The 24,752-nt window shown below is 72.6% G+C and carries 26 protein-coding genes, 1 other RNA gene and 2 pseudogenes; 16 read left to right on the top strand and 13 right to left on the bottom strand.

Going from position 1 to position 24,752, the window contains the following annotated elements; translation table 11 throughout:
- Nucleotides 1-207: 207 nt before the first annotated feature.
- Nucleotides 208-951 carry a class I SAM-dependent methyltransferase gene (locus ACVW19_RS09595; RefSeq protein ID WP_457458386.1) on the top strand — a complete coding sequence of 248 codons (744 nt, stop codon included), beginning with the start codon at nt 208-210 and terminating at the stop codon, nt 949-951.
- Here ACVW19_RS09595 and ACVW19_RS09590 read toward each other — a convergent pair.
- Nucleotides 895-1,458, bottom strand: coding sequence for a response regulator (locus ACVW19_RS09590; RefSeq protein WP_457464511.1), 564 nt, complete (start codon nt 1,456-1,458; stop codon nt 895-897). The two genes, ACVW19_RS09595 and ACVW19_RS09590, sit on opposite strands and share 57 nt — an antisense overlap.
- Nucleotides 1,459-1,551: 93 nt before the next feature.
- On the opposite strand from ACVW19_RS09590, the gene ACVW19_RS09585 reads away from it, so the two are divergent.
- A complete protein-coding gene (locus tag ACVW19_RS09585) occupies nt 1,552-2,409 on the top strand; it encodes a MaoC/PaaZ C-terminal domain-containing protein (RefSeq protein ID WP_457458384.1) in 858 nt (285 codons plus the stop codon).
- A 116-nt stretch (nt 2,410-2,525) separates the two neighbouring features.
- Here the strand turns inward: ACVW19_RS09585 and ACVW19_RS09580 are convergent, their stop codons facing one another.
- Together ACVW19_RS09580 and ACVW19_RS09575 are read right to left on the bottom strand one after the other, a co-directional pair.
- The gene (locus ACVW19_RS09580) at nt 2,526-2,699 is read right to left on the bottom strand and encodes a hypothetical protein (RefSeq protein WP_457458382.1); all 174 of its coding nucleotides are present in this window, start codon (nt 2,697-2,699) and stop codon (nt 2,526-2,528) included.
- 97 nt (nt 2,700-2,796) lie between these two features.
- Nucleotides 2,797-4,140, bottom strand: a complete 1,344-nt coding sequence (locus tag ACVW19_RS09575; protein ID WP_457458380.1) for a hypothetical protein — start codon at nt 4,138-4,140, stop codon at nt 2,797-2,799.
- A gap of 197 nt (nt 4,141-4,337) precedes the next feature.
- On the opposite strand from ACVW19_RS09575, the gene ACVW19_RS09570 reads away from it, so the two are divergent.
- From ACVW19_RS09570 to ACVW19_RS09560, 3 genes are read left to right on the top strand one after another with little or no spacing between them, the layout of a single operon-like run.
- Nucleotides 4,338-5,258 carry a Nif3-like dinuclear metal center hexameric protein gene (locus ACVW19_RS09570; protein ID WP_457458378.1) on the top strand — a complete coding sequence of 307 codons (921 nt, stop codon included), beginning with the start codon at nt 4,338-4,340 and terminating at the stop codon, nt 5,256-5,258.
- Nucleotides 5,255-5,998 (top strand): zinc ribbon domain-containing protein, encoded by a 744-nt coding sequence (locus tag ACVW19_RS09565; RefSeq protein ID WP_457464509.1) that lies wholly within the window; start codon nt 5,255-5,257, stop codon nt 5,996-5,998. Before ACVW19_RS09570 ends, ACVW19_RS09565 begins: the two co-directional genes overlap by 4 nt.
- 12 nt (nt 5,999-6,010) lie before the next feature.
- A complete protein-coding gene (locus ACVW19_RS09560) occupies nt 6,011-7,399 on the top strand; it encodes a bifunctional RNase H/acid phosphatase (RefSeq protein ID WP_457458376.1) in 1,389 nt (462 codons plus the stop codon).
- Here ACVW19_RS09560 and eda read toward each other — a convergent pair.
- The 4 genes from eda to ACVW19_RS09540 form a co-directional block, all read right to left on the bottom strand.
- Nucleotides 7,374-8,036: a bifunctional 4-hydroxy-2-oxoglutarate aldolase/2-dehydro-3-deoxy-phosphogluconate aldolase gene (eda, locus tag ACVW19_RS09555; protein ID WP_457458374.1), complete on the bottom strand. Its 663-nt coding sequence runs from the start codon at nt 8,034-8,036 to the stop codon at nt 7,374-7,376. The two genes, ACVW19_RS09560 and eda, sit on opposite strands and share 26 nt — an antisense overlap.
- Before the next feature lie 72 nt (nt 8,037-8,108).
- On the bottom strand, nt 8,109-8,891 hold the full coding sequence (gene yaaA, locus ACVW19_RS09550; protein WP_457458373.1) for a peroxide stress protein YaaA: 783 nt from the start codon (nt 8,889-8,891) through the stop codon (nt 8,109-8,111).
- Between the two features lie 49 nt (nt 8,892-8,940).
- Nucleotides 8,941-9,540 (bottom strand): hypothetical protein, encoded by a 600-nt coding sequence (locus tag ACVW19_RS09545; protein ID WP_457458371.1) that lies wholly within the window; start codon nt 9,538-9,540, stop codon nt 8,941-8,943.
- Nucleotides 9,537-10,295, bottom strand: a complete 759-nt coding sequence (locus tag ACVW19_RS09540) for a MerR family transcriptional regulator (protein WP_457458369.1) — start codon at nt 10,293-10,295, stop codon at nt 9,537-9,539. Before ACVW19_RS09540 ends, ACVW19_RS09545 begins: the two co-directional genes overlap by 4 nt.
- Nucleotides 10,296-10,429: 134 nt before the next feature.
- Between ACVW19_RS09540 and ACVW19_RS09535 the strand changes: the two genes are divergently transcribed.
- From ACVW19_RS09535 to rnpB, 4 genes and pseudogenes are all read left to right on the top strand, one after another.
- Nucleotides 10,430-10,996 (top strand): Uma2 family endonuclease, encoded by a 567-nt coding sequence (locus ACVW19_RS09535; RefSeq protein WP_457458368.1) that lies wholly within the window; start codon nt 10,430-10,432, stop codon nt 10,994-10,996.
- A gap of 26 nt (nt 10,997-11,022) precedes the next feature.
- Nucleotides 11,023-11,853: an AraC family transcriptional regulator gene (locus tag ACVW19_RS09530; protein WP_457458367.1), complete on the top strand. Its 831-nt coding sequence runs from the start codon at nt 11,023-11,025 to the stop codon at nt 11,851-11,853.
- Between the two features lie 19 nt (nt 11,854-11,872).
- A pseudogene (locus ACVW19_RS09525) lies at nt 11,873-12,652 on the top strand (DMT family transporter); the annotation flags it as partial.
- Nucleotides 12,653-12,767: 115 nt separating this feature from the next.
- An RNA gene (rnpB, locus tag ACVW19_RS09520) (RNase P RNA component class A) lies at nt 12,768-13,171 on the top strand.
- A 192-nt stretch (nt 13,172-13,363) separates the two neighbouring features.
- Here the strand turns inward: rnpB and ACVW19_RS09515 are convergent.
- Both ACVW19_RS09515 and ACVW19_RS09510 read right to left on the bottom strand, forming a co-directional pair.
- Nucleotides 13,364-14,230 (bottom strand): hypothetical protein, encoded by an 867-nt coding sequence (locus ACVW19_RS09515; protein WP_457458365.1) that lies wholly within the window; start codon nt 14,228-14,230, stop codon nt 13,364-13,366.
- Between the two features lie 103 nt (nt 14,231-14,333).
- Nucleotides 14,334-15,482, bottom strand: a complete 1,149-nt coding sequence (locus ACVW19_RS09510; RefSeq protein ID WP_457458364.1) for a site-2 protease family protein — start codon at nt 15,480-15,482, stop codon at nt 14,334-14,336.
- 228 nt (nt 15,483-15,710) lie between these two features.
- Here ACVW19_RS09510 and ACVW19_RS09505 point away from each other — a divergent pair, with 228 nt between their 5' ends.
- Together ACVW19_RS09505 and ACVW19_RS09500 are read left to right on the top strand one after the other, a co-directional pair.
- Entirely contained in the window at nt 15,711-16,007 is a 297-nt protein-coding gene (locus ACVW19_RS09505; RefSeq protein ID WP_457458362.1) for a hypothetical protein, read from the top strand.
- A gap of 181 nt (nt 16,008-16,188) precedes the next feature.
- Entirely contained in the window at nt 16,189-16,737 is a 549-nt protein-coding gene (locus tag ACVW19_RS09500) for a hypothetical protein (protein ID WP_457458360.1), read from the top strand.
- A 163-nt stretch (nt 16,738-16,900) separates the two neighbouring features.
- Here the strand turns inward: ACVW19_RS09500 and ACVW19_RS09495 are convergent, their stop codons facing one another.
- Complete coding sequence (locus ACVW19_RS09495; RefSeq protein ID WP_457458358.1) at nt 16,901-17,566, bottom strand: NADPH-dependent F420 reductase; 666 nt, start codon at nt 17,564-17,566, stop codon at nt 16,901-16,903.
- A 296-nt stretch (nt 17,567-17,862) separates the two neighbouring features.
- Here ACVW19_RS09495 and ACVW19_RS09490 point away from each other — a divergent pair, with 296 nt between their 5' ends.
- Both ACVW19_RS09490 and ACVW19_RS09485 read left to right on the top strand, forming a co-directional pair.
- The gene (locus ACVW19_RS09490) at nt 17,863-18,963 is read left to right on the top strand and encodes an NAD(P)-dependent alcohol dehydrogenase (RefSeq protein WP_457458357.1); all 1,101 of its coding nucleotides are present in this window, start codon (nt 17,863-17,865) and stop codon (nt 18,961-18,963) included.
- 269 nt (nt 18,964-19,232) lie between these two features.
- Complete coding sequence (locus ACVW19_RS09485; RefSeq protein WP_457458355.1) at nt 19,233-20,579, top strand: serine/threonine-protein kinase; 1,347 nt, start codon at nt 19,233-19,235, stop codon at nt 20,577-20,579.
- Nucleotides 20,580-20,676: 97 nt separating this feature from the next.
- On the opposite strand, the pseudogene ACVW19_RS09480 reads toward ACVW19_RS09485, so the two are convergent.
- A pseudogene (locus ACVW19_RS09480) lies at nt 20,677-20,787 on the bottom strand (DUF397 domain-containing protein); the annotation flags it as partial.
- Here ACVW19_RS09480 and ACVW19_RS09475 point away from each other — a divergent pair.
- Genes ACVW19_RS09475 through ACVW19_RS09465 form a run of 3 tightly spaced genes read left to right on the top strand, consistent with a single transcriptional unit; the run spans nt 20,776 to nt 22,136 of the window.
- Nucleotides 20,776-21,234 carry an ATP-binding protein gene (locus ACVW19_RS09475; protein WP_457458353.1) on the top strand — a complete coding sequence of 153 codons (459 nt, stop codon included), beginning with the start codon at nt 20,776-20,778 and terminating at the stop codon, nt 21,232-21,234. The pseudogene ACVW19_RS09480 and the gene ACVW19_RS09475 sit on opposite strands and share 12 nt — an antisense overlap.
- Before the next feature lie 45 nt (nt 21,235-21,279).
- Nucleotides 21,280-21,807: a DUF6232 family protein gene (locus tag ACVW19_RS09470; protein ID WP_457458351.1), complete on the top strand. Its 528-nt coding sequence runs from the start codon at nt 21,280-21,282 to the stop codon at nt 21,805-21,807.
- Nucleotides 21,804-22,136: a hypothetical protein gene (locus ACVW19_RS09465; RefSeq protein WP_457458349.1), complete on the top strand. Its 333-nt coding sequence runs from the start codon at nt 21,804-21,806 to the stop codon at nt 22,134-22,136. Before ACVW19_RS09470 ends, ACVW19_RS09465 begins: the two co-directional genes overlap by 4 nt.
- A gap of 200 nt (nt 22,137-22,336) precedes the next feature.
- Here the strand turns inward: ACVW19_RS09465 and ACVW19_RS09460 are convergent, their stop codons facing one another.
- Both ACVW19_RS09460 and cutA read right to left on the bottom strand, forming a co-directional pair.
- The gene (locus tag ACVW19_RS09460) at nt 22,337-24,235 is read right to left on the bottom strand and encodes a DEDDh family exonuclease (protein ID WP_457464507.1); all 1,899 of its coding nucleotides are present in this window, start codon (nt 24,233-24,235) and stop codon (nt 22,337-22,339) included.
- A 178-nt stretch (nt 24,236-24,413) separates the two neighbouring features.
- Nucleotides 24,414-24,737, bottom strand: a complete 324-nt coding sequence (gene cutA / locus ACVW19_RS09455; protein ID WP_457458348.1) for a divalent-cation tolerance protein CutA — start codon at nt 24,735-24,737, stop codon at nt 24,414-24,416.
- Nucleotides 24,738-24,752: the final 15 nt, after the last annotated feature.

Below are 24,752 nucleotides of genomic sequence, written 5' to 3'. Positions count from 1 at the left end.
GTCGGGCCGGTCGGAGAGGTGCCGTGACGGCTCGCGGCGGGGGCCGGGGCGGGTGTTCCTCCCCGCCCCCGAACGGTCCCTCGGCGCCGGTCGCACCGGCCCCTCCCAGGGGTCGCCGAAGCCTCCGCGGAAGCCCCAACAAGCCCCGCTGGCCTGGGACTTCACGCCCCCTGCGGATACGTTCGCCGCATACGGAAGGGGGCCCGGATGGACCGGAGCACACGCACCGTGGACGACGTACTCGGCCTGCTGGACGGCCTGTTCGCACCGGAGGCCGACCGGTGGACGCAGCAGGGTGCCGGCTGGTGGGACGGCTTCTACGCCGACCGCTCCCGGCCGGTGCCGTTCTTCGTGGCGAAGCCGGACGAGAGCCTGGTGTCGTACGTCGAGCGGGGCCTGCTCACCGGGGGCCGGGCGCTCGACGTGGGCTGCGGCCCCGGGCGCAACGCGCTGTATCTGGCCGCGCACGGCTTCGAGGTCGACGCGGTCGACCTCTCCCCGGCCGCCGTCGGCTGGGCACGGGAGCGGGCCCGCGAGACGGGTGCGCGCGGCGTCCGGTTCCACTGCGGCGACGCCTTCGCCCTCACCCGTGACGGCGGGGAACTCGCCGGGCCGTACGACCTGGTGTACGACTCCGGCTGCTTCCACCACCTGCCCCCGCACCGCCGGATCAGCCACCTCGCGCTGCTCGACCGGGTCCTCGCCCCGGGCGGCAGGTTCGCGCTCACCTGCTTCGCGGCCGGCGGCATGGGCTCGGAGCTGTCCGACGCGGAGTTCTACCGGGGGCAGGGCGGCCTCCGGGGCGGGCTCGCCTACACGGACGAGTCGCTGCGCCGGATCTTCGCGGACCTGACCGGGATCGAACTGCGCCGCATGCGGAAGGAACCGGAGGACTCACCGCTCTTCGGGGAGGACTTCCTCTGGGCGGCCCTGTTCCAGCGGGACGCATGACGGCAGGCCCGGGGCGGAGCCGTGGGCCGTGAGCGGTGGCGGCGGGGCGGTGGTGTCGGCGGTGTCGGCCGCCGCCACGGCCGCGAGCGCGGGGTCGATCACCGTCTCCCCGGCCAGCACCCGGCGGATCGCGGAGACCAGTTCCCGCACCGACCCGTCCTTGACGAGGAAACCGGCGGCCCCCGCCGCCATGGCCCGCCGCAGCCGGTCGGGCCCGCCTGCCGTGGTGAGGATCAGCACCCGGCAGTCGGGCACCTGGTCGCGCAGTGCGGCGGCGGTGTCCAGACCGCCCGGGCCGCTCGGACCGGCCGGCCCGAGGTCGAGGAGGGCGACGTCGGGGCGGTGGGTGAGCGCCGCGTCCACGACCGATCCCCCCGCCGCCACCTGGGCCACGACCTCGATGCCCGGCTCCATCCGGAGCAGTAAGGCGAGCGCCCCGTGCCGCGTACCGGGGTCCTCCGCGAGCAGGACCCGGACGGAGGTGGCGGGCCGGTGGTCCCGGGGCATCTCGTTCACGGACGAAGCGTAGGACGAACGGGCGGAATGTGCCGCTTCACGCCCCCGTCCTCACCTGTACGCGTTCCAGAACCGGGAGACCCCATGCCCATCGACGCAGCCAAGGCGCTCGCCGCCGAACCCCGGACCGACGAGATCACCTGGGGGCGCAAGGACGTCCAGCTCTACCACCTCGGCATCGGCGCGGGCGTTCCCGCCACCGACCCCGACGAACTGCGCTACACCCTGGAGTCCAGGCTGCACGTCCTGCCGAGCTTCGCCACCGTCGCGGGCGCCGGGGCCCCCGGGGTGATCGCCGGGCTGTCGATGCCCGGCGTCGACGTCGACCTCGCCCGCGTCCTGCACGCCGGCCAGTCGCTGACCCTGCACCGTCCCCTGCCCGTCGCGGGCACCGCCACCGCGACCAGCCGTATCGCGGCGGTGTACGACAAGGGCGGGGCGGCCGTCCTGGTGATGCGCACCGACGTCGCCGACGCCGACGGCCCGCTGTGGACCGACGAGGCGCAGATCCACGTACGCGGCGCGGGCGGCTGGGGCGGCGACCGGGGTCCGTCCGCGCGGCGCGAGCCCCCCGCCGGGCCGCCCGACCTGACGGTGGAGCGGACGACCCGGGAGGACCAGGCGCTGCTCTACCGCCTCTCCGGCGACTGGAACCCGCTGCACGCCGACCCAGGGTTCGCGCGACTCGGCGGGTTCGAGCGGCCGATCCTGCACGGGCTGTGCACCTACGGCATGACGCTCAAGGCGGTCGTCGACACACTGCTCGGCGGGGACGTCACCCGCGTCCGTCGCTATGTCACCCGGTTCGCCGGGGTCGTCCACCCGGGCGAGACACTGCGGATCCGCATGTGGCGCGGGTCCGGCGAGGTGCGGGTGACCGTGAGCGCCCTGGACAGGGACGACGCGCCAGTGCTCGCCGACACCGTCGTCGAGCACTCCTGAACTGAACCGGCCCGCGGCCGAGGAAACGTGACGGACCGGGAACGGCCCCGCCCGTCGTGCGACGGGCGGGGCCGGTTACCGATCCACCTGATGTCCGACTGATGTCCGACGTGCCGTCAGGCGGCCTGCCCCGACTGCTCGTTCTCCTCAGCGGGCCTGCGGTGACGACCCCGAGGGGCCACCGTGGAGTCCTGCTGGGAAACCGGTCCGCGGTGCCTGCCCTGCCCGGCGGCGATCTGCCCGCCGTCGCCGTCGGTGGTCTGCGACTGGTTCGTGCTGGCATCGTTCATTGAGAGAAACTCACCCCGTAAAACTGATCTTTCCTGCAACCGGGTGAGTTTAACCGGCGGGTCACGGTACGCATCCGGACGGCCACGCCAACCGCCACTACTTCGTTACAAGCGGTCCCAGAGGCGCCTGTTGCAGGGGGACGGGGCGGGGCGCGGGGACGGTCGTCCGCATCGCGGTACCGGCCGCAGGCGCGGGTGCCGGGGACTCCGCTTTCGACGGGGCGTGCGGGCCGTCCTCCCCGCGCTGTCGCTCCGGTGCCGGCGGGTACAGCAGGGCCACCGCGCACGGCACCGCCGGTGTGGCGCACGGCAGCCGCAGCACCCCGTCCGCCGTCCACAACCCGGTTCCGGCCAACCACCCCTCGGGCGCCGGGAGATGGCGCATCTGCCGCAGCCCCGGCCGCCACACCCCGACCCAGCTGCCGAGCGCGCCGTCCGCGCCGTCCGCGCCGGCCGTGCTGTTGATGCGCAGCGCCACCGCGCAGCTCTCCGGCGTCAGCGCCTGGCCGGGCTGGATCGCGAACGGCGTGACCGTGCAGTCCGGCAGCCGCAGGCACTCCGGGAAGCGCACCGGCAGCGTGCTGCCCAGCACCCCCCAGCCCAACCGGGCCCGGCCCGGTGAGGGCGCGTCCGAGCGGATCAGCAACAGCCCGCTGTCCGGGTCGGCGAGCAGGACCCGGTCGTCGCTCTCCGGGGCGAGCTGCAACAGGGGCGACACCTCGCCCCCGCGGCCCAGGTCCACCACGACCGACTTGGTGCGCCCGCCGGTCTCCCGGTCCAGGGCCAGCATCCGGCCGGTGCGGTCCAGCCACACCCCGCCCGAGCAGCGGCCCGGGATCTCGGTGAGGCGCTCGGGCCCGAAGGTGCCGCCCGCCACCAGCCACAGGGTCGTCGACCGCGGGCCCACGGACACGGCGTACGCCCGCCGCCCGCACGGGGCGGGCGGCAGCAGCCGCAACCGGGTCCCCTCGTCCGGGCACGCGATCGCGCCGAGCAACAGCTCACCGGTCCCGGGACCGGTCGGGTACAGGAGGGAGAAGGTGTGCCTCCCTTGGCGCCTCCCGTCGTGCTGCCCGTCGTGTCGCCCGTCCGCCGGCCGGTGGACGAGGACCCGCCCGTCGCCCAGGGGCTGCACCTCGGTCCCGGGCTCCTCGGGCCGGCCACCGGGCAGCGGTACCGCGTAGGGCTCGGGGCCGTCCAGGGTCCAGCGCTCCGGGACCAGGGAGTCGTCGACGGGGGCGAGGCGCGCGGCGTAGGAACCGTCGGCGGTGAGGACGCAGCCCGGCGCGGGTCTTCCGTCCCCGTGTTCCGTACCGCCCTCGCCCTCCGCACGGTCCGTGCTCTCCGTACGGCCCGCCTTCTCCGTACGGGACCCGTGCTCCGTGTCCGCGTGCCCGGTGTCCGAGTGGCCCGTCGAAGGCTTGATCGCACACATCGTCATCGTTCGGTCACCTCCGGCGACGAACGTAGTTTTCGTACGCGCGGGCGGAGGACCCGGCGGCCCCCGCTTCACACATAAGGGTGTTCCAGGAACGATTCACCTGAGGAAACGAGGGCTTATGTGCTCGCCGGTATCGGGTCCGTTCCAGGTGCCCGCACCGGTACTGCAGGACCAAAGGGGCAGGTAGCCTTGCGCTTGTGCCCCGTCTGTCTGAAGTCATCACCGCGCTGGAGACCCTGTGGCCCGCCGAGCGGGCCGAGTCCTGGGACGCGGTCGGCACCGTCACGGGCGACCCCGACCAGGAGGTCAGCCGGGTCCTGTTCGCGGTCGACCCCGTCCTGGAGATCGTCGACGAGGCGGTGAAGCTGAACGCCGACCTGCTGATCACCCACCACCCGCTCTATCTGCGCGGGACGACCACCGTCGCGGCCTCCACCGCCAAGGGCCGCGTGGTGCACAGGCTCATCAAGAACGACATCGCGCTGCACGTCGCCCACACCAACGCCGACACGGCCGACCCCGGGGTGAGCGACGCCCTGGCCGGCGCGCTCGACCTGCGCGTCGTACGGCCGCTCGTGCCGGACACCACCGACCCCGAGGGCCGCCGCGGGCTCGGCCGGGTCTGCGAACTGGACCACCCGCTGACCGTCCGCGACTTCGCCGCCCGCGCCGCCGAACGCCTCCCCGCCACCGCGCAGGGCATCCGCGTCGCCGGTGACCCCGAGGCGCTCGTCCGCAGGGTCGCCGTCAGCGGCGGCTCCGGCGACAGCCTCTTCGCCTACGTCCGGGCGGCCGACGTGGACGCGTACCTCACCGCGGACCTGCGCCACCACCCGGCGTCGGAGTTCGCGGCGGACCATGCCGCCCACCGTCCCCTCGCGCTGCTCGACGCGGCGCACTGGGCCACCGAGTGGCCCTGGTGCGAGCTGGCCGCAGCCCAGCTCGACGAGATCTCCGACCGTCACGGATGGGGCCTTCGGGTCCACGTCTCCGCGACGGTCACCGACCCCTGGACCGCCCACGCGGCGTCCTTCGTCCACCCGTCGCCCACCACCACCCCTCCGGGGAGCGCCTCGCGCGCCCCTTCCCACTCCGATGCATCTGGAGCCCCCAACTGAACGCCGCGTCCGCCGACCAGATCCGACTCCTCGACGTCCAGGACCTCGACGTCCGCCTCCAGCAACTCGCGCACAAGCGGAAGTCGCTCCCCGAGCACGCCGAGATCGAGTCGCTGACCCGGGACCTCGCCCAGCTGCGCGACCTGCACGTGGCCGCGCAGACCGAGGAGAGCGACTGCGCCCGCGAGCAGACCAAGGCCGAGCAGGACGTGGACCAGGTGCGCCAGCGCGCCGCCCGCAACCAGCAGCGCCTCGACTCCGGCGCCGTCTCCTCGCCCAAGGACCTGGAGAACCTCCAGCACGAGATCGCCTCCCTCGCCAAGCGCCAGGGCGACCTCGAGGACGTCGTCCTGGAGGTCATGGAGCGCCGCGAGTCCGCGCAGGAGCGGGTCGCCGAGCTGGCCGAGCGGGTCACCTCCGTCCAGTCGCGGATCGACGACGCGACCGGCCGCCGGGACGCGGCCTGCGCGGAGATCGACGGCGAGGCCGCCACGGTCACCAAGGAGCGCGCGGTCGTCGCCGGAGTCATTCCCGCGGACCTGCTCAAGCTGTACGAGAAGCTGCGCGAGCAGCACGGCGGCATCGGCGCGGCGAAGCTGTACGCGCGCAGCTGCCAGGGCTGCCGCCAGGAGCTCGCCATCACCGAGCTGAACGAGATCCGCCAGGCCGCGCCCGACACGGTGATGCGCTGCGAGAACTGCCGCCGCATCCTGGTCCGCACCGCAGAGTCGGGGCTGTAGGGGTTGTCTCCGGTGCGGGAGTTCATCGTCGAGGCCGACGGTGGGTCACGGGGCAATCCCGGACCCGCGGGTTACGGGGCCGTGGTGAGCGACGCGGCGACGGGGGAGACGCTGCGGGAGGCGGCCGAGCACCTCGGCGTCGTCACGAACAACGTCGCCGAGTACTCGGGCCTGCTGGCCGGTCTGCGGGCCGCCCGTGAGCTGGACCCGGAGGCCACGGTCCACGTCCGGATGGACTCCAAGCTCGTCGTCGAGCAGATGTCGGGCCGCTGGAAGATCAAGCACCCCGGCATCAAGCCGCTGGCGGCCGAAGCGGCGCGGGTCTTCCCGCCCGGCCGGGTCACCTACGAGTGGATCCCGCGCGAGCAGAACAAGCACGCGGACCGCCTGGCCAACGAGGCGATGGACGCGGGGGCGCGGGGTGAGGCGTGGAGTGCCTCGGACTCGCGCGCCGCACTGGACACACCGGGCACACGGCCCGTGACGCCGGAGCCGTCTGGGCGGCCGGAGCCGTCCGAGCTGCCCGAGCGGTCCGGTTCGCCCGCGGACGCGGCCGCCGGTGCGGCACGGGCGCGCGCGGCCGAGGCCGCCGCCGGGGTCGCCGGTGCCGACGCCGATGCGGGCAACGCCCCTGCCGTGAACGCCCCCGCCGGAAAGGCGGCAGCCGACGTCCGGGCCGCGCAGGCCGTGGCCGCCCCCGGCACCGGGACGGCCGCCGCCCGCGGTCCGGCGCCGGTCGCCACCACCCCCTCATCGGGCTGGGCGCCCGCCGACATGGGCCCGCCGGCCACCTTCGTGCTCCTCCGGCACGGCGAGACCCCGCTGACCCCCCAGAAACGGTTCTCCGGCAGCGGCGGCAGCGACCCCTCCCTCTCCGACGTCGGAAGGGAGCAGGCCGAGAGGACCGCCGCCCACCTCGCCCGGCGCGGCACCGTCCAGGCGATCGTCGCCTCGCCGCTGGCCCGCACCCGCGAGACCGCCGGCGTCGTCGCCGCCCGCCTGGGCCTCGACGTCACCGTCGACGACGGGCTGCGCGAGACCGACTTCGGCGCGTGGGAGGGCCTCACCTTCGCCGAGGTGCGCGAACGCCACCCCGACGACCTGAACGCCTGGCTGTCCTCCCCGGACGCCGAACCCACCGGCGGCGGGGAGAGCTTCGCGGCCACCGCGAACCGGGTCGCGGCCGCCCGGGACCGGCTGACCGCCGCGTACGCGGGCCGCACGGTCCTGCTCGTCACCCACGTGACCCCGATCAAGACCTTCGTACGCCTCGCCCTGGGCGCCCCGCCCGAGGCCCTGTTCCGGATGGAACTGTCGGCGGCCTCGCTGTCGGCGGTGGCGTACTACGGCGACGGCAACGCCAGCGTCCGGCTGTTCAACGAGACGTCCCACCTGCGCTGAGGTCCGCCGCCGAGCGGGCCAGCCGTTCGATCCGGGCCCAGTCGCGAGCCGCCACCGCATCCGACGGGAGCATCCAACTGCCGCCCACGCAGGCGACGTTGGGCAACGCGAGATAGTCCGGTGCGGAGTCCGGGCCGATCCCGCCGGTCGGGCAGAAGCGGGCCTGGGGGAGCGGACCGGCGATCGCCTTCAGATACGCCGTGCCGCCCGACGCCTGCGCCGGGAAGAACTTCATCTCCCGCACCCCGCGCTCCAGCAGCGCCACGACCTCCGAGACCGTCGACACCCCCGGCAGGAACGGCACCCCGGACGCCAGCATCGACTCCAGCAGTCCGTCCGTCCAACCCGGACTGACCAGGAACCGCGCCCCGGCCGCGACGATTTCGCCCACCTGCCGCGGTGTGATCACGGTGCCGGCCCCGACCACCGCGTCCGGCACCTCGGCGGCGATCGCGCGGACGGCGTCCAGGGCGGCGGGGGTCCGCAGGGTCACCTCGATCGCGGGCAGCCCACCGGCGACCAGCGCCCGCGCCAGCGGTACGGCGTCGGCGGCGTCCTCCACCACGACGACGGGCACGACGGGCGCGAGATCCAGCACGGAGGCGGAGGGGGCCGACGAGGGCAGGGATGAACTCATGGCCGTCATCCTGCCTTCACCGAAGCACCCTGCGCAAAGGTCATTGCGCAGGGTGCAATGGAGTGGTGCGGGTCAGTGAACCTCGTCCACCAGCACATCCAGCGCCCAGGGCGTCCCCGCCCGCCCCGGTGCCTGTGCCTCCACCACGTACCCGAGATCCCGCAACGCCTCCACCAGGGAGGCGGGGTCCTCCGGTGCGGTCCCGGACGTCAGCAGGCTGCGGACGATCCGCCCCTTGGTCGCCTTGTTGAAGTGGCTGACCACCTTCCGGGTCGGCGCGTGCAGCACCCGTACCGTCGCGGTACGCCCGGCCACCTCCCCCTTCGGCTTCCACGCCGTCGCGTACGCGGCCGACCGCAGGTCCAGCACCAGACCCTCGCCGGCCGCCTCCGGCAGCACCGAGGCCATCGGCGTACGCCAGTACGCCCCCAGCGCCCCGAGCCCCGGCAGCCGTACGCCCATCGAGCAGCGGTAGGAGGGGATCCGGTCGGTGACCCGGACCGCGCCCCACAGCCCCGAGAACACCAGCAGTCGGCGGGCGGCCCTGCGCCGGGCGGCCGGGTCGAGCGAGGCCAGGTCCAGGGCGTCGTAGAGCACCCCGGTGTAGATCTCCCCGGCGGGCCGGGCCCCGGCGGTGCGCAGCTCCACGTTCTTGGCGACCTCGCCCCGCAGCCCCTCGCTCAGCCCCAGCACCTCGCGCGCCTCGTCCTCGTCACCGGCGCACAGCTCCACCAGCTCGGTGAGGACGGCCTCCCGGGCCTCGGCCAGCCCCGGCAGCGCCAGGGACTCCGGCTTCAGCGGGGCGCCGCGGCCGGAAGCGGCCTTGCCTTCGGACGGCGGCAGCAGGACAAGCACGCGTTGCTCCTCACGGTAGAACCCAGCCGACAGCGTACGGTGCCGGGTGCTACGCCTGAGCGGCCCACCGCCCCGTCGCCAGCGCCCGGACCAGGGCGTCGGGCTCGTCGGCGTGGAACCGTACGATCCGCACCTCCCGGGGCCGCCCGAAGAACGTGACGTGGGTGACCGGCTCCGTGAGTTCCAGCGTGACCGTGGTCTGTGAGCCGACCTCGACGTTCAGCTCACCGTCGGCCCGCTCGTGGCTCATCCGCAGCTCACGCCGGACGGAGGCGATCCGCTCCAGCGGTATCCGCAGGTCGACGTGGATGGCGCGGCGGATCCGCAGCGTGCCGGAAGCCGGGTCCAGTACGTGAGGGCGTACGACGTTGGCCGCGTGCAGCGCCACGACGACGACCACGGTGTACACGTCCAGGAAGAGCACCACCGCGTGGACCGTCGGCCAGTCGAGGAGCAGCACGGACATCACCACCGTCTCGACCACGCACACGAACGCGAACCCGAACATCACCGCGCCGTGCCCCCGCGCGTACCTGAAGGCCGTCCCACCCCCGACGCCGTGCGTCCGCCGCGCCAGCCACAGCACCAGGCTCACCATCAGCCGCAGCTCGTGCCGGACGAGGACCCCGGCGCCCCTGAGGGCCCTCATGACCGTCCGCCCTCCACGACGATCCGCATCGTCCGGCGGATCGCCTCCGCCTGGGCGGGGGCGAAGTCGGCGTAGAAGGCACGCAGGAAGCTGTGGTCCTGGTCGACGGCGACGTCGTCCGGCAGCAGTTCGGCCGGCAGACACGCGGCGAGGGCGTGGGCGGCCTCGTCCACCCGGGGGTCGTCCGGCGCGGCGTCGACGAGCGCGTCGAGCAGCGCGTACGCGTCGAGCGCCCGCTCCATCCCGCCCGGCGCACCCATCACACCGCTGAACAGTTCCATGAACCGCGCCCGCTCCTCCGGGTCCGCCGTCGTCTCGATCAGCGCGAGCATCTCCCGGTCCTTGGCGGCCATGGGGGAGCCGGACACGTCCGGCATCTCCCGGAAGAGCGTGGCCAGTTCGGGGGAGACCGGCCCCTCGGCGGTCAGCCCGCCCTCCGTCTCCAGCAGGGCCCGCAGCCGCGCCCGGCGGTCCCGGATCGCCGCCTCCTGCCGGGCCAGGTCCTCGTCCAGCTCGGTCAGCACCTCGACGAGGTCCTTCCCGGCGTCGTCCGCGAGCACGTCCCGCACCTCGGCCAGCCCGAGCCCCAGCTCGGTCAGCCGCCTGATCCGCGCCAGCACGACGGCGTGCCGCAGCGTGTAGTCCCGGTACCCGTTGGCCCGCCGCTCCGGCTCCGGCAGCAGCCCCAGATGGTGGTAGTGCCGCACGGTCCGCGTGGTGACACCGACGGCCGTGGCGAGTTCTCCGATCCGCATGCCCCCAGTAGAAACGTTGACGCCGCGACAGGGTCAAGCGAGCACGGTCGGGTGAACGGGACCCGGCGGGCGCGACGAGGAACGACTGCGGGACCCAGCCTGGCAAGCGACCGAAAGAGAGGCACAGCATCGTGATGACCTACGACCCGATCTCGGAGCAGCTTCTGCTGGACTGGTTCGTCGTCCTCGACCCGCCGGAGGGATTCCGGGCGGAACTCATCGAGGGCGAACTCGTCCTCACCCCACTGCCCGACGGGTCCCACGCGCACTGCCTCAGCCTGATCGCAAGCCAGATGTACACCCGCTCCCGAACCGCCATGGACTTCTCCGGGAACAAAGGACTGAAATTGAGCGGCGCCGCCGCCTGCCCGCAGGACCACGTGATCCCCGACGGCACCCTCGCCCCCACGGAACGGCGCCTCCACCGGGGAGCCGACCCATGGATGCCCGGCGAAGGCGTCGCCCTGGTGGTGGAAGTGACCTGGACCAAACCCGAGATCGACCGCGCGACGAAGCCACGCTGCTACGCCCGCGGCGGCATCCCCCTCTACCTCCTCGTCGACCGCGAGGCCGCCTCGATCACCCTGTTCAGCACTCCGGAAGGGGACACCTACTGCGAGCAGTCCACCCGCCCCCTGGGCAAGCCGCTGCCCCTCCCCGCCCCCTTCGCCTTCGACCTGGACACCGCCGACTTCCTCTGATCCCCTGGGGTCGGAGGTGCGGGGTGATGAACGTACGGGAGCAGGCCCGCTGGACCAGGGCGCGGCTCGGGACCTGCGGGCCCTCCGTCGACCTGCTCACCGCCTGCTTCGACCGGCACGAGTACGCCCCGCACGCCCACGACGAGTTCACGGTCGGCGTGACCACCGGCGGCCTGGAGGCCATCGCGTACCGCGGCGGGCGCATCGTCTCCGGACCCGGCTCCATCGTCGTCCTCGAACCCGGCGAGATGCACACCGGCGGCCCCGCCGCCCCCGAGGGCTACGCCTACCGCGCCCTGTACGCCGTCCCCGCCCTGCTCACCGACGGAACCCGCGGCACCGGTCTCCCGCACTTCCGCGAGCCGGTCCTCCACGACCCCGAACTGGCCGGCGCCCTGCGCCGCGCGCACACCGAGGTCAGCGCCTGCCCCGACCCCCTGGAGGCGGAGTCGAGGCTGCCCTGGCTGCTCACCGCCCTCGCGCACCGCCACTCCACCGCCCGCGCGGACACCGGCGCGCTCCCCGGTGCCGGGCGCATCGCCCTGGCCGTCCGCGACCGCCTCGCCGACGAACTGCTCGCCCCGCCCTCCCTCGCGGCCCTCGCCACCGACCTCGGCCTGTCCCGGTACCAACTGCTGCGCGCCTTCCGCACGACGATGGGGATACCGCCCTACGCCTGGCTCGCCCAGTACCGGGTCACCAGGGCCCGCGGCCTGCTGGAGGCCGGGCTGCGCCCCGCCGAAGTGGCCGGACTCGTGGGCTTCGCGGACCAGGCCCACCTGACCCGCTGGTTCCGCCGCGTCCTCGGGGTGACCCCGGCGGCGTACCGCAACAGCGTTCAAGACACCGGGCGCTGACCCGGCCGAGACTCGCCGCATGACTGCACGCGGCTGGCTCCTGTTCTCCCTGATGGGAGTGGTCTGGGGCATCCCCTATCTGATGATCAAGGTGGCGGTGGAGGAGGTGTCCCCGTCCGGGGTCGTCTTCACCCGCTGCGCCCTGGGCGCCCTGCTCCTGCTGCCCTTCGCCCTGCGGCAAGGAGGTCTCACCGGGACCGTCCGCGCCCACTGGCGCCCCCTGCTCGCCTTCGCGGTCATCGAGATCATCGGCCCCTGGTACACCCTGACCTCCGCGGAACGCCACCTCTCCAGCTCCACCGCCGGCCTGCTGATCGCGGGCGTCCCCATCGTCGGCGTGGCGTTCGCCAGGTTCTTCGGCGACACGGAGCGCCTGGGCGCACGCCGCCTCACCGGCCTGGGGCTCGGTCTGGTGGGCGTCGGCGTCCTCACCGTCCCGCACCTGACCGGCGGCGACGCCCGTTCGCTCGCCGAGGTGCTGGTGACGGTACTGGGCTACGCCATCGCCCCGCTGATCGCCGCCCGCCATCTGAAGCAGGTCCCGTCCCTCCAGCTCACCGCGGTCTGCCTGACCCTGGCGGCACTCGTCTACGCCCCGGCCGCACTGCTCACACGGCCGACCGAGCTGCCCTCGGCCGGTGCCCTGACCGCCCTCGCGGGCCTGGGCGCCGTCTGCACGGCGGTCGCGTTCATCGCCTTCCTGGAGCTGATCAAGGAGGCGGGGCCGACCCGGGCCACCGTCATCACATACGTCAACCCGGCGGTCGCGGTGACGGCCGGGGTGCTCCTCCTGGGCGAGCCCCTGACCGCGACGGTCCTGGCCGCCTTCGCCCTGATCCTCACCGGCTCGGTCCTGGCGACGGCCGCGGCACCGAGGCCCCGCTCACGCCCGGTACCATGGTCGGCACGGCAGACGAGCCGGGCGGGCGGCCGCGTGGAGTCCCTTGCGGGGCTTCCCGAGGAACGTCCGGGCTCCACAGGGCAGGGTGGTGGCTAACGGCCACCCGGGGTGACCCGCGGGACAGTGCCACAGAAAGCAGACCGCCCGGCGCTCAGGCGCCGGGTAAGGGTGAAACGGTGGTGTAAGAGACCACCAGCGCCTGGGGTGACTCAGGCGGCTAGGTAAACCCCACCCGGAGCAAGGTCAAGAGGAGCGCCGTCAAAAGCGCTCTGCGCGGACGTTCGAGGGCTGCCCGCCCGAGTCCGCGGGTAGACCGCACGAGGCCGGCGGCAACGCCGGCCCTAGATGGATGGCCGTCACCGGCGGGCCCGCGAGGACCCACCGGAACAGAACCCGGCGTACAGCCCGACTCGTCTGCCGCCCCAGGTCACCGACCTGCGAGAGCACCCTGTTCCGGGGCGGTCGTGGTTGTTTCCGGCGGAGGGCAGTACCACGGGTGTGAGACGGCTCCCGCGCGGGTGGGGTTGCGGGCGGGGCGGGCCGACTCGTCCACACCGCCCACGGTGACGTGAGCGAAGTGCCGGACGCCGGTTGCGCACTGTGCGGCTGTCACGGTGTGTCGGGTCGGGACTCGTAGTGCAGGGTGTGGAAACGACCGGCTTCCTCGCGCCCCGCGGGGTCGCCGCCCAGCGCCCGTACCGCCGCGATCGCGTACCGCCGTTCCCGCTCGTCGGTGAAGAGGCGCTGCGGATAGGTGTGGGAGACATCGACGGTGGTGCTCAGGCCGTGTGCCGCCAAGGCCCGGACGATCGGTCGGTACGACACCGTCCGCAGCACGAACGCGCTGACCCACACCGGTCTCCGGGTGCCGTCCAGCAGCGCCGTGAACGTTCGGGCGGTGACATAGCTGCCGCCGCCGGTCAGCGTGATGAGGCCGACCTCGGCGAGCGCGCGGTTCAGCCCGGGGCCGGGCGGGCCCTGTTCGAGGTCGTCGGTGAAGGCGGCGTCCAGGAGCCCCGCCTCGAGCGCGTAGTGCACGGCGGGTGCCGAGACGTCCAGGCCGAAGACCGGCACCGCGTCCGGTCGGCGCCGCTCGGCGTAGAACTCCTTGTCCCGCGCTGCCAGTTCCGCCGTCGACATCGTCCGGCAGGCAGGGGAGGTGTACCGCTCGTACATCTCCGCCAGCGTCACGTCGTGGTTGAGCAGCGCGGCGTTGATCCCGTACGAGCAGCACACGTCCAGCACCGCCGACCCGTGCGGCCGGCCGTCGTCGAGCGCGGCCCGTGCGGCGGCGACCCGCCGGAAGACCGGCTGGGCGTGGTGCGGGATCTCGTACTCCAGCGGGGCCAGCCGCCTGAAGTACGCGCGCGGATCCGGCCGGTCGTAGATGTCGTCGAACCGCGCCTTGCCGCCCTCCGCGCCCTCGGTGCCGCCAGAACCTGACCCGGCCATGCCGTACTCCTCCTCACGGAACACGTCTGCACCTCCATCATGTCCCGCTTCCGACGGCCCAGGACGTCTGCCGCACACGGGGCTCGTGAGGGCGCCCGATCGCTCCGGACACGGAAGCCGAACGTTCTCACGGCGGCCCGGGGGGCGGCGGGGGCGCCGACGGAAGCCGCGAGTTCCGGCGGAACCGGTCGATGTCGTGCGCGGTGATGATTCCGCTCAGCCGGCCGTCGTCCATCACGAGGATCGGCAGGAGGACCCCGGCGGTGCCGAGACGCTCCAGGACGGAGTTCAGCAGCTCGTCCTGTGCGGCGAGCGTGCATCGGGACAGCGGGGTCGCGAGGTCGCGTACCCGCAGCGACGCCCGCTTCCCGGACGGCAGGCCGGCCAGTCGGCGCAGTTGTACGACGCCGCTGGGGTGGCCCTCGAAGTCGAGCAGCGGCAGCACCGAGTGCCCCGCCCGCGTGGTCACCTCGGAAAGGAAGCGGTCCACGGTCAGCCAGTCGGGGCCGGTGACCACCGGAGTGGTCATCGCCTGCCCGACCCGTACGCCCCGCAGGGCTGTGACCAGCTCGGCCCACCGGCGTTCGGCCGCCGCGGCGCCCGCAACGAACAGGCCGACGACGATCAGCCACAACCCCGCCGGCAGTCCCCGCGCGAACGCCAGCCAGCCCAGGACGGCAAGAGCCATGCCGACGACCTGGCCAGCGCGTCCTGCCGCCCGCTGAGCCCGCTCGCGATCCCCCGTACGCCACCACAGCAGGGCCTGCGTCAGCCGGCCTCCGTCCAGGGGCGCGGCGGGCAGCAGGTTGAAGACGCCCAGCAACAGGTTCGTGCCGCCGAGCCAGCCCAGTACGGCGACCGGGATCCGCCAGCCCAGCGTCGCCGCGACCGCGGCAGCCGCGCCGACGCCGACACCGCCGAGCAGCAGGCTGGCGAGCGGCCCGCTGACGGCGACCAGGAAGGCCGTCCGCGGTGTCGTCGGCTGGTCCATCCGAGTGACCCCGCCCAGCGCCCACAGCGTCATGTCCTGCACGGAGATCCCCGCCCTGCGAGCCGTCAGCGCGTGCGCGGCCTCGTGCACCACCAGACTCGCCAGCAGCAGCACGGCTCCGGCCACTCCGGCGACCGCGTACACCACCGGCGCCAGGCCCGGCACGTACCCGGGCAGTGTCCGGGCCGCCAGGCCGTACGCGAGGAGCAGCATGAGCAACGGCACGCTCCAGTGCGCCCGCAGCGCCAGGCCCCGGACACTCCCGAGCCGGATCGAACCCTTCATCGCCCTCACCGCCGACGAGTCCCGCCCCCGACTGCACTGCCTTCTCCCTTTCTCCCTTCTCCCTTCCATGGTCTGCCGTCGGCCCCGTAACAGGAAATGGTCCGTACGACCAGGCATGCGAGCCGGGATCGGCGGTGTCGGCGTCCCAGGCAGGCAGAGATCGTGCCGCGGGCCTACGGTGGTCGAAGAGAGCTCGGCGAGCCGACCGGTGTTGCGGAGGAGGCTGCGATGGAAGAGCACTTCGTCTGGGTGACGACGCGGCGCATTCGGCCGGACACCCTGGAGGACTTCGAGAAGGCGTGGCAGCCGGAACCCGCCCCGCAGGGGCTCCGCCGCGCCTACGCCTACTGGTCCGAGGACGGACAGGAGATCACCGGGGTGTCGTTCTGGGACTCCCGGGAGACCTGCGACGCGTGGCGGTCCTCCGAGGCGGAGGCGCGACGGCGTGCGGCCATGGCCCCGTACGTCGCCGAGGAACGGGAGGGCTTCTACCGCGGCCGCGAACTCGGCGTCCCCCAGCGGTAGCTCTGTGCCGAGCCGTCCGGGCGGCATGACGCAGTGGATCTCCGTGCCCTGACGCGCGTAGTGCCGTGCGGACCGATGCCCTGTCGTCTGCGGCACGCGCACACTTCCGCGGCGCGCGGCCGGTCTCGTCCCTCGTGCCGCCACCCCGGCCTGCAGCGAGCATGGAAGGGAGGGAGCGAACATGGCACGGATCCTCGTGCAGGGCGACGACCTCGTGGTGCGCCTGCCGTGGTGGGAAAAGGCCGCCGCGCGCCGCGGAAGTGTGCGCGTGCCGCTGGCGGCCGTACGCCGGGTGACGGTGGAGCCCAGCTGGTGGCGGGCCCTGCGCGGAGTGGTTCTGCACGGCGTCTGGGTTCCCGGCGTGCTGTGCGTCGGCACGCGGGGGCACCCCGGCGGACAGGACTTCGTGGCGGTACGGCCCGGCAGGCCCGTGGTGTGCGTCGAACTGCGGCCCACGGCTCCCTTCAGCCTCCTGGCCGTCTCGGTGCGGGACGACGCAGAGGTCATGGCGGAACGGCTCCGGCGTTGCACGCCGGACAACGACGCGTCCACCCCTTGGCGGCAGCCCCTCCCGGCCGCCGAGGAGACGGAGAGTTCCTGGAGGGCGCTGGCCAGGGAGCCACGCCGACGACGGAGACGGCCGCGGCCTTCGCCGACGGCGAGGCGCCGTCGGCGAAGGCTCAAAAGCCGCGCGATGGAACACCGTTGCGCGTCCGACCCTTCCGGGTGAAGAGTCCGGAGCCCGTCGTTCCTGCGCAGAACACCGACCGCGCGCCGAACCTTTTCCGTGGTGCGTGGTGCGTGCCGGCACGTGGTCGACGCAGTCCCGGACAGTCGCTGGGAACAGCCACCGCGCGTTGCGTCGGGGAGAGAGGAAACCGATGCGCCGGCTGTCACGGCAGGATCGCGATGGCGCTGGACCAGTTCAGGCCGAGCCGTTCCTGGGACGCCATGTGCAGGAACTGGAAGGCTTCCAACTCGCGTGCCCGGCGCAGTGGTCCCACGTCCAGGGGGCGCAGCCCCGCGGAGGAGACCAGGCCCGTGACGGTCTGTTTCGCCGCCTCGTCGTCTCCGGCGATGAAGACGTCCAGTGGCCGGCCGGCCACCTCCCCCGTGGTGAGCGTCCCGGCGAAGGTGGTGTTGAAGGCCTTGACGACCCGGCTTTCCGGCGCGGCGGCGGCGATCTGTTCGGCGGCGGAGGTGCCGGGGGGTACGACGAGTGAGTCGAAGGTGGTGAAATCCACCGGGTTGGAGATGTCGACGACGATCTTCCCCGCCAGGGTGCCGGCCCACTCGGCGGCGACCTCGCGTCCGGCCGGATAGGGCAGGGCGAGCACCACGATGTCGGAGTCGGCCGCAGCCTCGGCGTCGACCGCCGTGACGTCCGCTCCTGGGGTGGCCTGACTCAGTGCGGTGGCCAGCTCCTCCGCCTTGGCTCTCCCGTGATCGTGCAGACGGACGGAGTGCCCGCCCGCCAATGCCCGGGTACCGATGCCGCGGGCCATGTTCCCGGCACCGACGATGGTGACGATCATGCGTTGCTCCTCGATGGACGTCACATGCCTTCCACCCTCGCACCCCCGGACGGCCGCTGCCACCGATCGAGGTTCTTCCGGCTGATGCCGCATGCCGCGCCGGTACCGAACGCTCCCGGCGGGAACTTCCCCACCCGCTCACCTGCCACCCGTGACGACCTCCCACCCCATCGGAGCCACCGTCATCCGTTCAGGAAACGGAACACCGTGGCGGTCGCCCCTGCTCGGACACCCCCCTGAACCCCGGTTAGCGTTTACCCGCAAAGTAGTTTACGGTTCAACTATCCGCACGACGCAGGAGCGAAAGGATGGTTTGTGCCATGAACGTCACCGCCGCTGTCGCCCGGGGCGAGTCGAAGCCGCTGACGATCGAGGAACTCGAACTGGACGACCTTCGACCGGGCGAGGTCCGGGTCCGCATGGTCGCCACCGGTGTGTGCCACACGGACGCGATCGTGCGGGACCAGGTGTACCCGACCCCGCTGCCCGCCGTCCTCGGCCACGAGGGATCCGGCGTCGTGGAGGCGGTCGGCAGCGCGGTCACCAGTGTGGCGCCCGGGGATCACGTGGTCCTGTCGGCCGCGTCCTGCGGAGTCTGCGCGCAGTGCATGAGCGGGAACCCGACCTACTGCGAGAACGCCTACGAGCAGTGCTTCGGCGGCCGGCGTTCCGACGGCACCACCTCCCTGTCCGTGAACGGGGAGCAGGTGTCCTCCCACTTCTTCGGCCAGTCCTCCTTCGCGACCTACGCCAACGTCGTGGAGCGCAGCGTGGTCAAGGTTCCGGCCGACGTACCGCTGGAGAAACTCGGCCCGCTGGGCTGCGGCCTGCAGACCGGTGCCGGAGCGGTGCTCAACGAGCTGCAGCCTGCCGCGGGCACGTCCCTGGTGGTCTTCGGGGCCGGAGCGGTGGGCTCGGCGGCCGTCATGGCGGCCAAGGTCGCCGGCTGCACCACGATCGTCGCCGTGGACCTGCACGACTCCCGGCTGGACCTGGCCCGGCGGATCGGCGCCACCCACACCGTCAATTCCGGCAGCGCCGACGTCGTGTCCGAGCTGAAGAGGATTACCGGCGGCAAGGGCGTGGACTACGTCGTGGACACCACCGCCGTACCGGCTCTGCTGACCCAGGCGCTGGACGCCCTGGCGATCCGGGGCACCATCGTGCTCGTCGGAGCCGCGGCGGCCGGTACGACGGTTCCCTTCGAGATCGGCGAATCCCTCCTGAAGGGCTGGACGTTCAAGACCGTCATCGAGGGCAGCGCGGTCCCGCAGGTCTTCATCCCCCGCCTCGTCGAGCTGTGGCAGCAGGGCCGATTCCCCTTCGACGAGCTCGTGCAGACCTACGAACTCAAGGCGATCAACGAGGCGTTCGCCGACTCGGCCAGTGGGGCGGCGGTCAAGCCGGTCGTCGTCTTCTGACGTCTTCTGACGCCTTCCGGCGTTCCGGCCGAGGGCTGTCGAGGTCGGGGGCAGGGGATCGAGTCCCGCGGGCCCCGCGGTCCGAACGCGAGGGGTGCGCGAGCCGTTGAGCTCGTGCGCCCCTCAACGGCTTCTGGAACACGGCCGCTTCAAGCTTTCGGCTGCCCGGTCGAGCCGTCCGTGTTCATCCGGTCACAGTCCGTAGACTGTGGTGCGCCGGTGTGGCCGGGGGAGGACCGTGACGAGAGTGTGGGGATACGAGAGCGCCGATGAAGCCGCTGGACACCAATACGGACCCGCGTGTGGTGGGACCGTTCGAACTGCTCGCCCGGCTTGGCGCGGGTGGCATGGGCGTCGCCTATCTGGCGCGCGAAATCCCGCTGGAGGGCCTCTCCGACGAGATGGTCGCGGCCTACCGGCTGATCGAGCCCGATCATGATCGTGGCCGTGACGAGGTGGCCGACCCGTCGCGGCTCGTCGTGGTCAAGATGATCCAGCCGTCCCTGCTGGGCCAGCCGCAGGCCCGCGAGCGGTTCGCGCGGGAGATCGACGCCATCCGCGCGGTGGCCGGGGACCGGGTCCCGGCGCTGCGCGCGGCGGACCCGGAGGCCGGTGAGCCGTGGTTCGCCATGGACTACATCGCCGGACCGTCGCTGCACACCCTGGTGAAGGAGTCCGGACCCCTTCCCGTCGGGCCGTGCGCGGCGCTCGGGCTGGCCCTCGTGGACGCGTTGGCCGCCATTCACGGGACGAAGCTGCTGCACCGCGACCTCAAGCCGAGCAACGTCGTGCTCGGCCCGGACGGGCCGGTGGTGCTGGACTTCGGCCTGGCGGTGCTGGCCGAGCGCCAGTCAAGCCAGGCGCTCACCCGGACCGGGGACCGCCTGGGCACGCGCCCCTACATGCCCGTCGAGCAACTGCGCGACAGCAAGCACGTCGAGGCCCCCGCCGACGTGTACGCCCTGGGCGCCACCCTCTTCTTCGCGCTGACGGGCCGGGCGCCGTATCCCTACATGCCGTTGATGGTGCCCCCGACGTGGGAAGGCGTCGATCCGGCCTTTCTGCCGCTGCTGGGCCGGGTGATCGTCGCCGAACCGCTCCGGCGTCCGCATCTCGACGGGGTGCGGGAGAGCCTGTCCACCCTGCTCACCGACGCCGGCCTGACCCTCGAACAGGCTGCGGAGCAGCTCCGGGAGCGGGTCGCCGCCACCGACCTGACGCCGAAGCTGCCCCCCGAGGCGCTCAAGGGCCGTGCCGACCCCGTCGTACGGGAGCTGGCGCAGAAGGCGGTCGACGAGGGCGAGGCGCCGGACGCCCCCTGGGCGGAGGACGACCCGGGCTTCTACGGCCTCGTGAACACGGAGGACATCGAGTGGGTCGTCGAGGGGGCGGACGGCCCCGGCGGCTGCACGCCCACGCTCCTGGACGACAGCTGGGAGCGGACGCCTACGGCGCCGACGGTCCCGCTGCCCGCGTCCGAGCGCCGGCCGGGCGATGAACCCGCCGCTGTCGGCCACCCCCTCCCACCCCCGCGGCCCGGCGGGCCCTCGCCGGTTCCGGCGGACCCGGCAGGGCCCGTGGACACCGTCCCGAAGGCCGTGAGCCATCCGGGGTGAGACCCGGGCAGGGGCTGGAAGCCGGTCAGGCACCTGGCGCACGTGAGGGCCCTGCCGACCCGAAGGAACCGGCAGGGCCCTCGCGACCGTACGTGCCTCAGACGCTCCGCTCCGGCAGGGCCGACCCGACGAACCCCGTCCACGCGTCACGCGTCACCGTGAGGACGGGCCCGGCGGTGGCCTTGGAGTCCCGGACGTGCACCACACCTTCGCGATGCGTTTCACCTCCACACCGCGCGGAGCCCGCCTCGCCCGTCGCCTGACGGCCGTCCGGCTGAACGCCTGGGGCATCCCGTACGGCACCGACGCCCACGACGCGATCGTGCTGGTCGTCGCGGAGCTGACCGCCAACGCGGTGGTGCACGGGCATGTCCCCGGCCGGGACTTCCACCTGCGGGTGCACGCCCCGGCCGACGGCCGTACCGTCCACGTCGAGGTCTCCGACGCCCGTGCCGAACGGGTGCCCCAACGCCCCGCCGTCGGCCCGGAGGCCGCGGGCGCCGAGGAGTCCGGTGGCCGGGAACTGCTGCTCGTCTCGCGTCTGGCGGCGAGCTGGGACTGGCGCCCACGGCCCGGCGCTCCGGGCAGGACGGTGTGGGAGCAGTACCTGTTCTCCGGCCGGCCGGGGCGGATCCACGGGAAGTTGGAGGGCTGATTTCCGTCGCGTTTCCGCATCGGCTTCGTTACGCTCCATACCTCGGTGCCCGGTAGTGGACAGGAGGGTCCTTTGGTGGCCCAAGTAGCAATCAATGAAGGTGTGTTGTGGGTGGGTGGCGAAGCGTATCCGCTGCGCAACATCTCCCATGTCGGCCAGAGACGAATGACCGTCGACAAGGGGGCCGCATGGAAGAAGTTCATCCTTCGGAGCATCGGCTGGTTCATCCTGGGCGGCATTTTCGCTGCTGCGGCCGACACCGTGGGAACGGTCGTCTTCCTCGTCGTCGAGGCGCTTCTGATCTGGAAGTTGGTCTCGGCCCTGCAGAAGCCCCCGGTGTACGGCCTGGTCCTCAACACCTCCGGCACCCAGCATGAGGCCATCTGGTCCACGCGGCAGGAGGAGATCCAGCAGCTGGTCCACGAGGTCACCAAGGCGATCGGCAACCCCGACGTCGCGCAGACGGTCATCAACGTGGCACACGCGGTGCAGGGCGACCTCATCCAGCAGTACGGCACGGGCAGCATCGGCAAGGCCCAGCACAGCGGCAGCGGGAGCATCGGGACATCATGAGCGGCGACCACATTCAGCAGTACGGCGCGGGCAGCATCGGCAAGGCCGAGCACACCGGTTCCGGTGACATCGTGGCCGGCGGCAAGACCGTCGGCGCGACCGCAGGAGGGCCAGCGGTGGAGGCCCTCCTGCGGGAGATCGAGAAGCTGCTCCCGCACCTGGACGAGAACGACCGGGCAGAGGTGGAGGCGGCGGCCGACTCGATCGCCGAGGAGACGTCGCCGGAGCGCCGACGTGGCCTGGTGCAGCGCATCTCCGGCATCGCGGCACTGGTCGGTGAGGTGGGCCTGCCGGTGATCACTGCGGCGAAGGCGCTGCTGGCGGGCTGAGGCGGCCGATCGGCGGCTGTGCAGGTTGACAGCAATGGGCGTGTCCTGGGTGTGCCTGGGGCACGCCTTGGCTGTACTTGGGACAGGCATGGGCGTGATGGGAACACGCCTGAACTCGACGACGAGGTCCGGCGGGTGACTCCATCCGCCTCGTCCACGGAAAAGCGGATGTCGATCGGTCATCAGTCACGGCACGTCGTTCAGTCGGCGATGTCGACTCCGTATCCACGTGCCAGGGCGTCGAGGCCGTGGTCGTAGCCCTGGCCGACGGCGCGTAGGCGCCAGACCGGACCTCTGCGGTAGATCTCCGCGAGCAGCATGGTGCGTTCGGTGGTGGCGGCGTCCAGGGTGGCCCGGGCGAGAGACCCCCCGCTGCTGCCGGGGGCCGCACCGATCTGGATCGCACCGACCGTCTTGAAGGTGGTGGTGCCGTCGATGGCCGCAGCGACGACGACTCTGCGCGTCGCAGGCGCCAGGGACGCCAGGTCGAGGGCGATGGTCTGTTCGGCAGGGCCTCCGGTCAGCAGCCGCGCCGTCCCGGCGGGGTTCTCCGGAGCCCCGTAGAAGATGAAGTCCTCGTCGGAGGTGACCTGCTCGTCCTCGTCGAGGAGGAAGGCGACGACGTCGATCTCACAGTCGGCCTGCGGAACCCAGCCGGCGGTGACGTGCCACTCGGGCGCGGGTGCGCCAGGTGGCACGGGGAGGTCGATGACGCCGCCCCTCGGCACCACGTGTGGTTCCTGGGGCCGCAGAGCCGTCGCGTTGCGAACGGTGGTGGTCGGAGCGGTGAGCCAGTGCGGGTCGTGCACGGGGAGTTGAAGGGCGGTGATGCGGTTCATCCGCCGGTCAGCCTCCCCTCCCGGCAGGAGCACGACGTCGGTGACGCTGGCGGAGAGGTTGACCGCCGCGGACCCGCCCTGCTCGACGACCCGGGTGCGGGCTGCCGCGGCAGCTGCGTGGATCCCACCGAGTACCAGCACCCGGCGCCCTGCCAGAGGTTTGTTCGGGCTGCTGTCCGAGGACGCCGGTCGACGCGGAGCGGGTACTGCCGTACTCGGGGCAGGCGGGGGGAGGGCTGATGCTTCCGGAGCGGGTACGGCAGTGGTGGTGGACGTGGGCTCCAGGGGCCTGGCTGCTTCGGGCTCAGCCGTCCGGGCGGCCGCGGCGGCTGTCGCCTCGTGTGCCGTCCCCGGCTGTACGGCGGCCAGAAGCTGGAGGAAGGTGTGCTCGTCGATGACCGGCACGCCTTCGGCGTGTGCGCGTCGGGCTTTTGCCGAGCCGGACGTTGCTTCGTTGGTGACCAGCACGCTGGTGTGCCGGCTGACGGAGGTCATCATGTTCAGTCCGGCGGCAACCGCCCGCCCGACCAACTCCGCCCGGGCATGGGCGGTCTCACCGGTGATCGCGACCTTCATCCCCTGCCGGAGCGGCCCGCCGGGGGTCAGCCGTCCCGGATTGCGGTAGGCGCAGGGAGCCTTGGGCGGCTTCGGAGTGAACCGGGACTCTGCCCGGGGCGGGCAGGTCACCAGCGGCAAGGGGAGATCGAGCCGGGCTGCCTCGCGCAGGGACGCTCGCAGGATCCCGGCCAGGACACGGGTGTCGTCCAGCGCATCGTGAGCACGCTGCTGGGGGACGCCGTAGTGGGCGGCGAGGGTGCCGAGCTTCATGTCGTCCGTCGGTGGATCGACCTGGCGGTTCAGGGCCAGGGTGCAGAGCCGCTGCGACACCGGCAGCCACATCCGCGCACGGGCGAACTCATGGGCCAGGAAGTCGTAATCGAACTGGGCGTTGTGAGCGACCAGGACCCGGTCCTGGAGCATCGCGCCGATCTGCCCGGCGACCAGGTCGAAGGTCGGTGCGTCCTGCAGCCGCTCGGCGGTCAGCCCGTGCACATTCACCGGCCCGGGATCGCACCCCGGGTTGAGCAGTGTCGAGAACTCTCCGGTCTGCTCACCGTCCGGACCGATGGTGATCACCGCGACGGACAGCACTCGGTCGCGCCGGGCCGTGAGCCCTGAGGTCTCCACATCGACCAGTGCCCAGTCGTGGGCGTAATCGTCCGTGGCAGGCACGTCGAAGGAGGTGGAGGCGAGACTCATGGTGCTCATGATGATGCGATATGGGACCCTCCTTCAACCTGCATGCCGGTTTGCCCTCATCCGAAAACCCGTTGGGGCACCGGCTCCTGTCCGGTGGCGGTCCGGGCCGGGGTGCCGACTCAGGCCGTCACGGCCGGATTGTCGTGAATGCTGCTTTTCTGTCGGAATGGCTTCCTGGTCAGCGTCTGGCCGTCTCCTGGCTCACCCAGGAGAGGTAGGCGTCACTGCCGTGCGTGACCGGGGTGGCGATGATCTCCGGGGTGTCGTAGTCGTGCGCCTGCTTGATGTGTGCCTCCAGTTCCGGGTACCGCTCGGCGGTCGTCTTGTACAGCACGCGCCATTCCCGGTCCGTCCGTACCGTGCCCTCCCACCGGTACACGCTGGTGATCGGCCCGTCGATCTGCGCGCAGGCCGCCACCTCGGCCTCCACCGCGCCGGCGGCCAGGGCCTCGGCCTTCTCGGCGGTGTCGGTCGTGGTCAGAACGGTCAGGTACTCAGCCACGGTCGGTCTCCTTCG

This window comes from Streptomyces sp. TE5632 (assembly GCF_054061295.1).
This window is presented reverse-complemented; position numbering and strand designations above follow the sequence as displayed.

What these genes read in the sequence shown, in the direction of transcription:
- ACVW19_RS09595 (WP_457458386.1), top strand. Translation starts at nt 208, where the DNA reads ATGGACCGGAGCACACGCACCGTGGACGACGTACTCGGCCTGCTGGAC.
- ACVW19_RS09590 (WP_457464511.1), bottom strand. Translation starts at nt 1,458, where the DNA reads ATGCCCCGGGACCACCGGCCCGCCACCTCCGTCCGGGTCCTGCTCGCG.
- ACVW19_RS09585 (WP_457458384.1), top strand. Translation starts at nt 1,552, where the DNA reads ATGCCCATCGACGCAGCCAAGGCGCTCGCCGCCGAACCCCGGACCGAC.
- ACVW19_RS09580 (WP_457458382.1), bottom strand. Translation starts at nt 2,699, where the DNA reads ATGAACGATGCCAGCACGAACCAGTCGCAGACCACCGACGGCGACGGC.
- ACVW19_RS09575 (WP_457458380.1), bottom strand. Translation starts at nt 4,140, where the DNA reads ATGACGATGTGTGCGATCAAGCCTTCGACGGGCCACTCGGACACCGGG.
- eda (WP_457458374.1), bottom strand. Translation starts at nt 8,036, where the DNA reads ATGAGTTCATCCCTGCCCTCGTCGGCCCCCTCCGCCTCCGTGCTGGAT.
- ACVW19_RS09545 (WP_457458371.1), bottom strand. Translation starts at nt 9,540, where the DNA reads ATGAGGGCCCTCAGGGGCGCCGGGGTCCTCGTCCGGCACGAGCTGCGG.
- ACVW19_RS09540 (WP_457458369.1), bottom strand. Translation starts at nt 10,295, where the DNA reads ATGCGGATCGGAGAACTCGCCACGGCCGTCGGTGTCACCACGCGGACC.
- ACVW19_RS09535 (WP_457458368.1), top strand. Translation starts at nt 10,430, where the DNA reads ATGACCTACGACCCGATCTCGGAGCAGCTTCTGCTGGACTGGTTCGTC.
- ACVW19_RS09530 (WP_457458367.1), top strand. Translation starts at nt 11,023, where the DNA reads ATGAACGTACGGGAGCAGGCCCGCTGGACCAGGGCGCGGCTCGGGACC.
- ACVW19_RS09510 (WP_457458364.1), bottom strand. Translation starts at nt 15,482, where the DNA reads ATGAAGGGTTCGATCCGGCTCGGGAGTGTCCGGGGCCTGGCGCTGCGG.
- ACVW19_RS09505 (WP_457458362.1), top strand. Translation starts at nt 15,711, where the DNA reads ATGGAAGAGCACTTCGTCTGGGTGACGACGCGGCGCATTCGGCCGGAC.
- ACVW19_RS09500 (WP_457458360.1), top strand. Translation starts at nt 16,189, where the DNA reads ATGGCACGGATCCTCGTGCAGGGCGACGACCTCGTGGTGCGCCTGCCG.
- ACVW19_RS09490 (WP_457458357.1), top strand. Translation starts at nt 17,863, where the DNA reads ATGAACGTCACCGCCGCTGTCGCCCGGGGCGAGTCGAAGCCGCTGACG.
- ACVW19_RS09485 (WP_457458355.1), top strand. Translation starts at nt 19,233, where the DNA reads ATGAAGCCGCTGGACACCAATACGGACCCGCGTGTGGTGGGACCGTTC.
- ACVW19_RS09465 (WP_457458349.1), top strand. Translation starts at nt 21,804, where the DNA reads ATGAGCGGCGACCACATTCAGCAGTACGGCGCGGGCAGCATCGGCAAG.
- ACVW19_RS09460 (WP_457464507.1), bottom strand. Translation starts at nt 24,235, where the DNA reads ATGAGTCTCGCCTCCACCTCCTTCGACGTGCCTGCCACGGACGATTAC.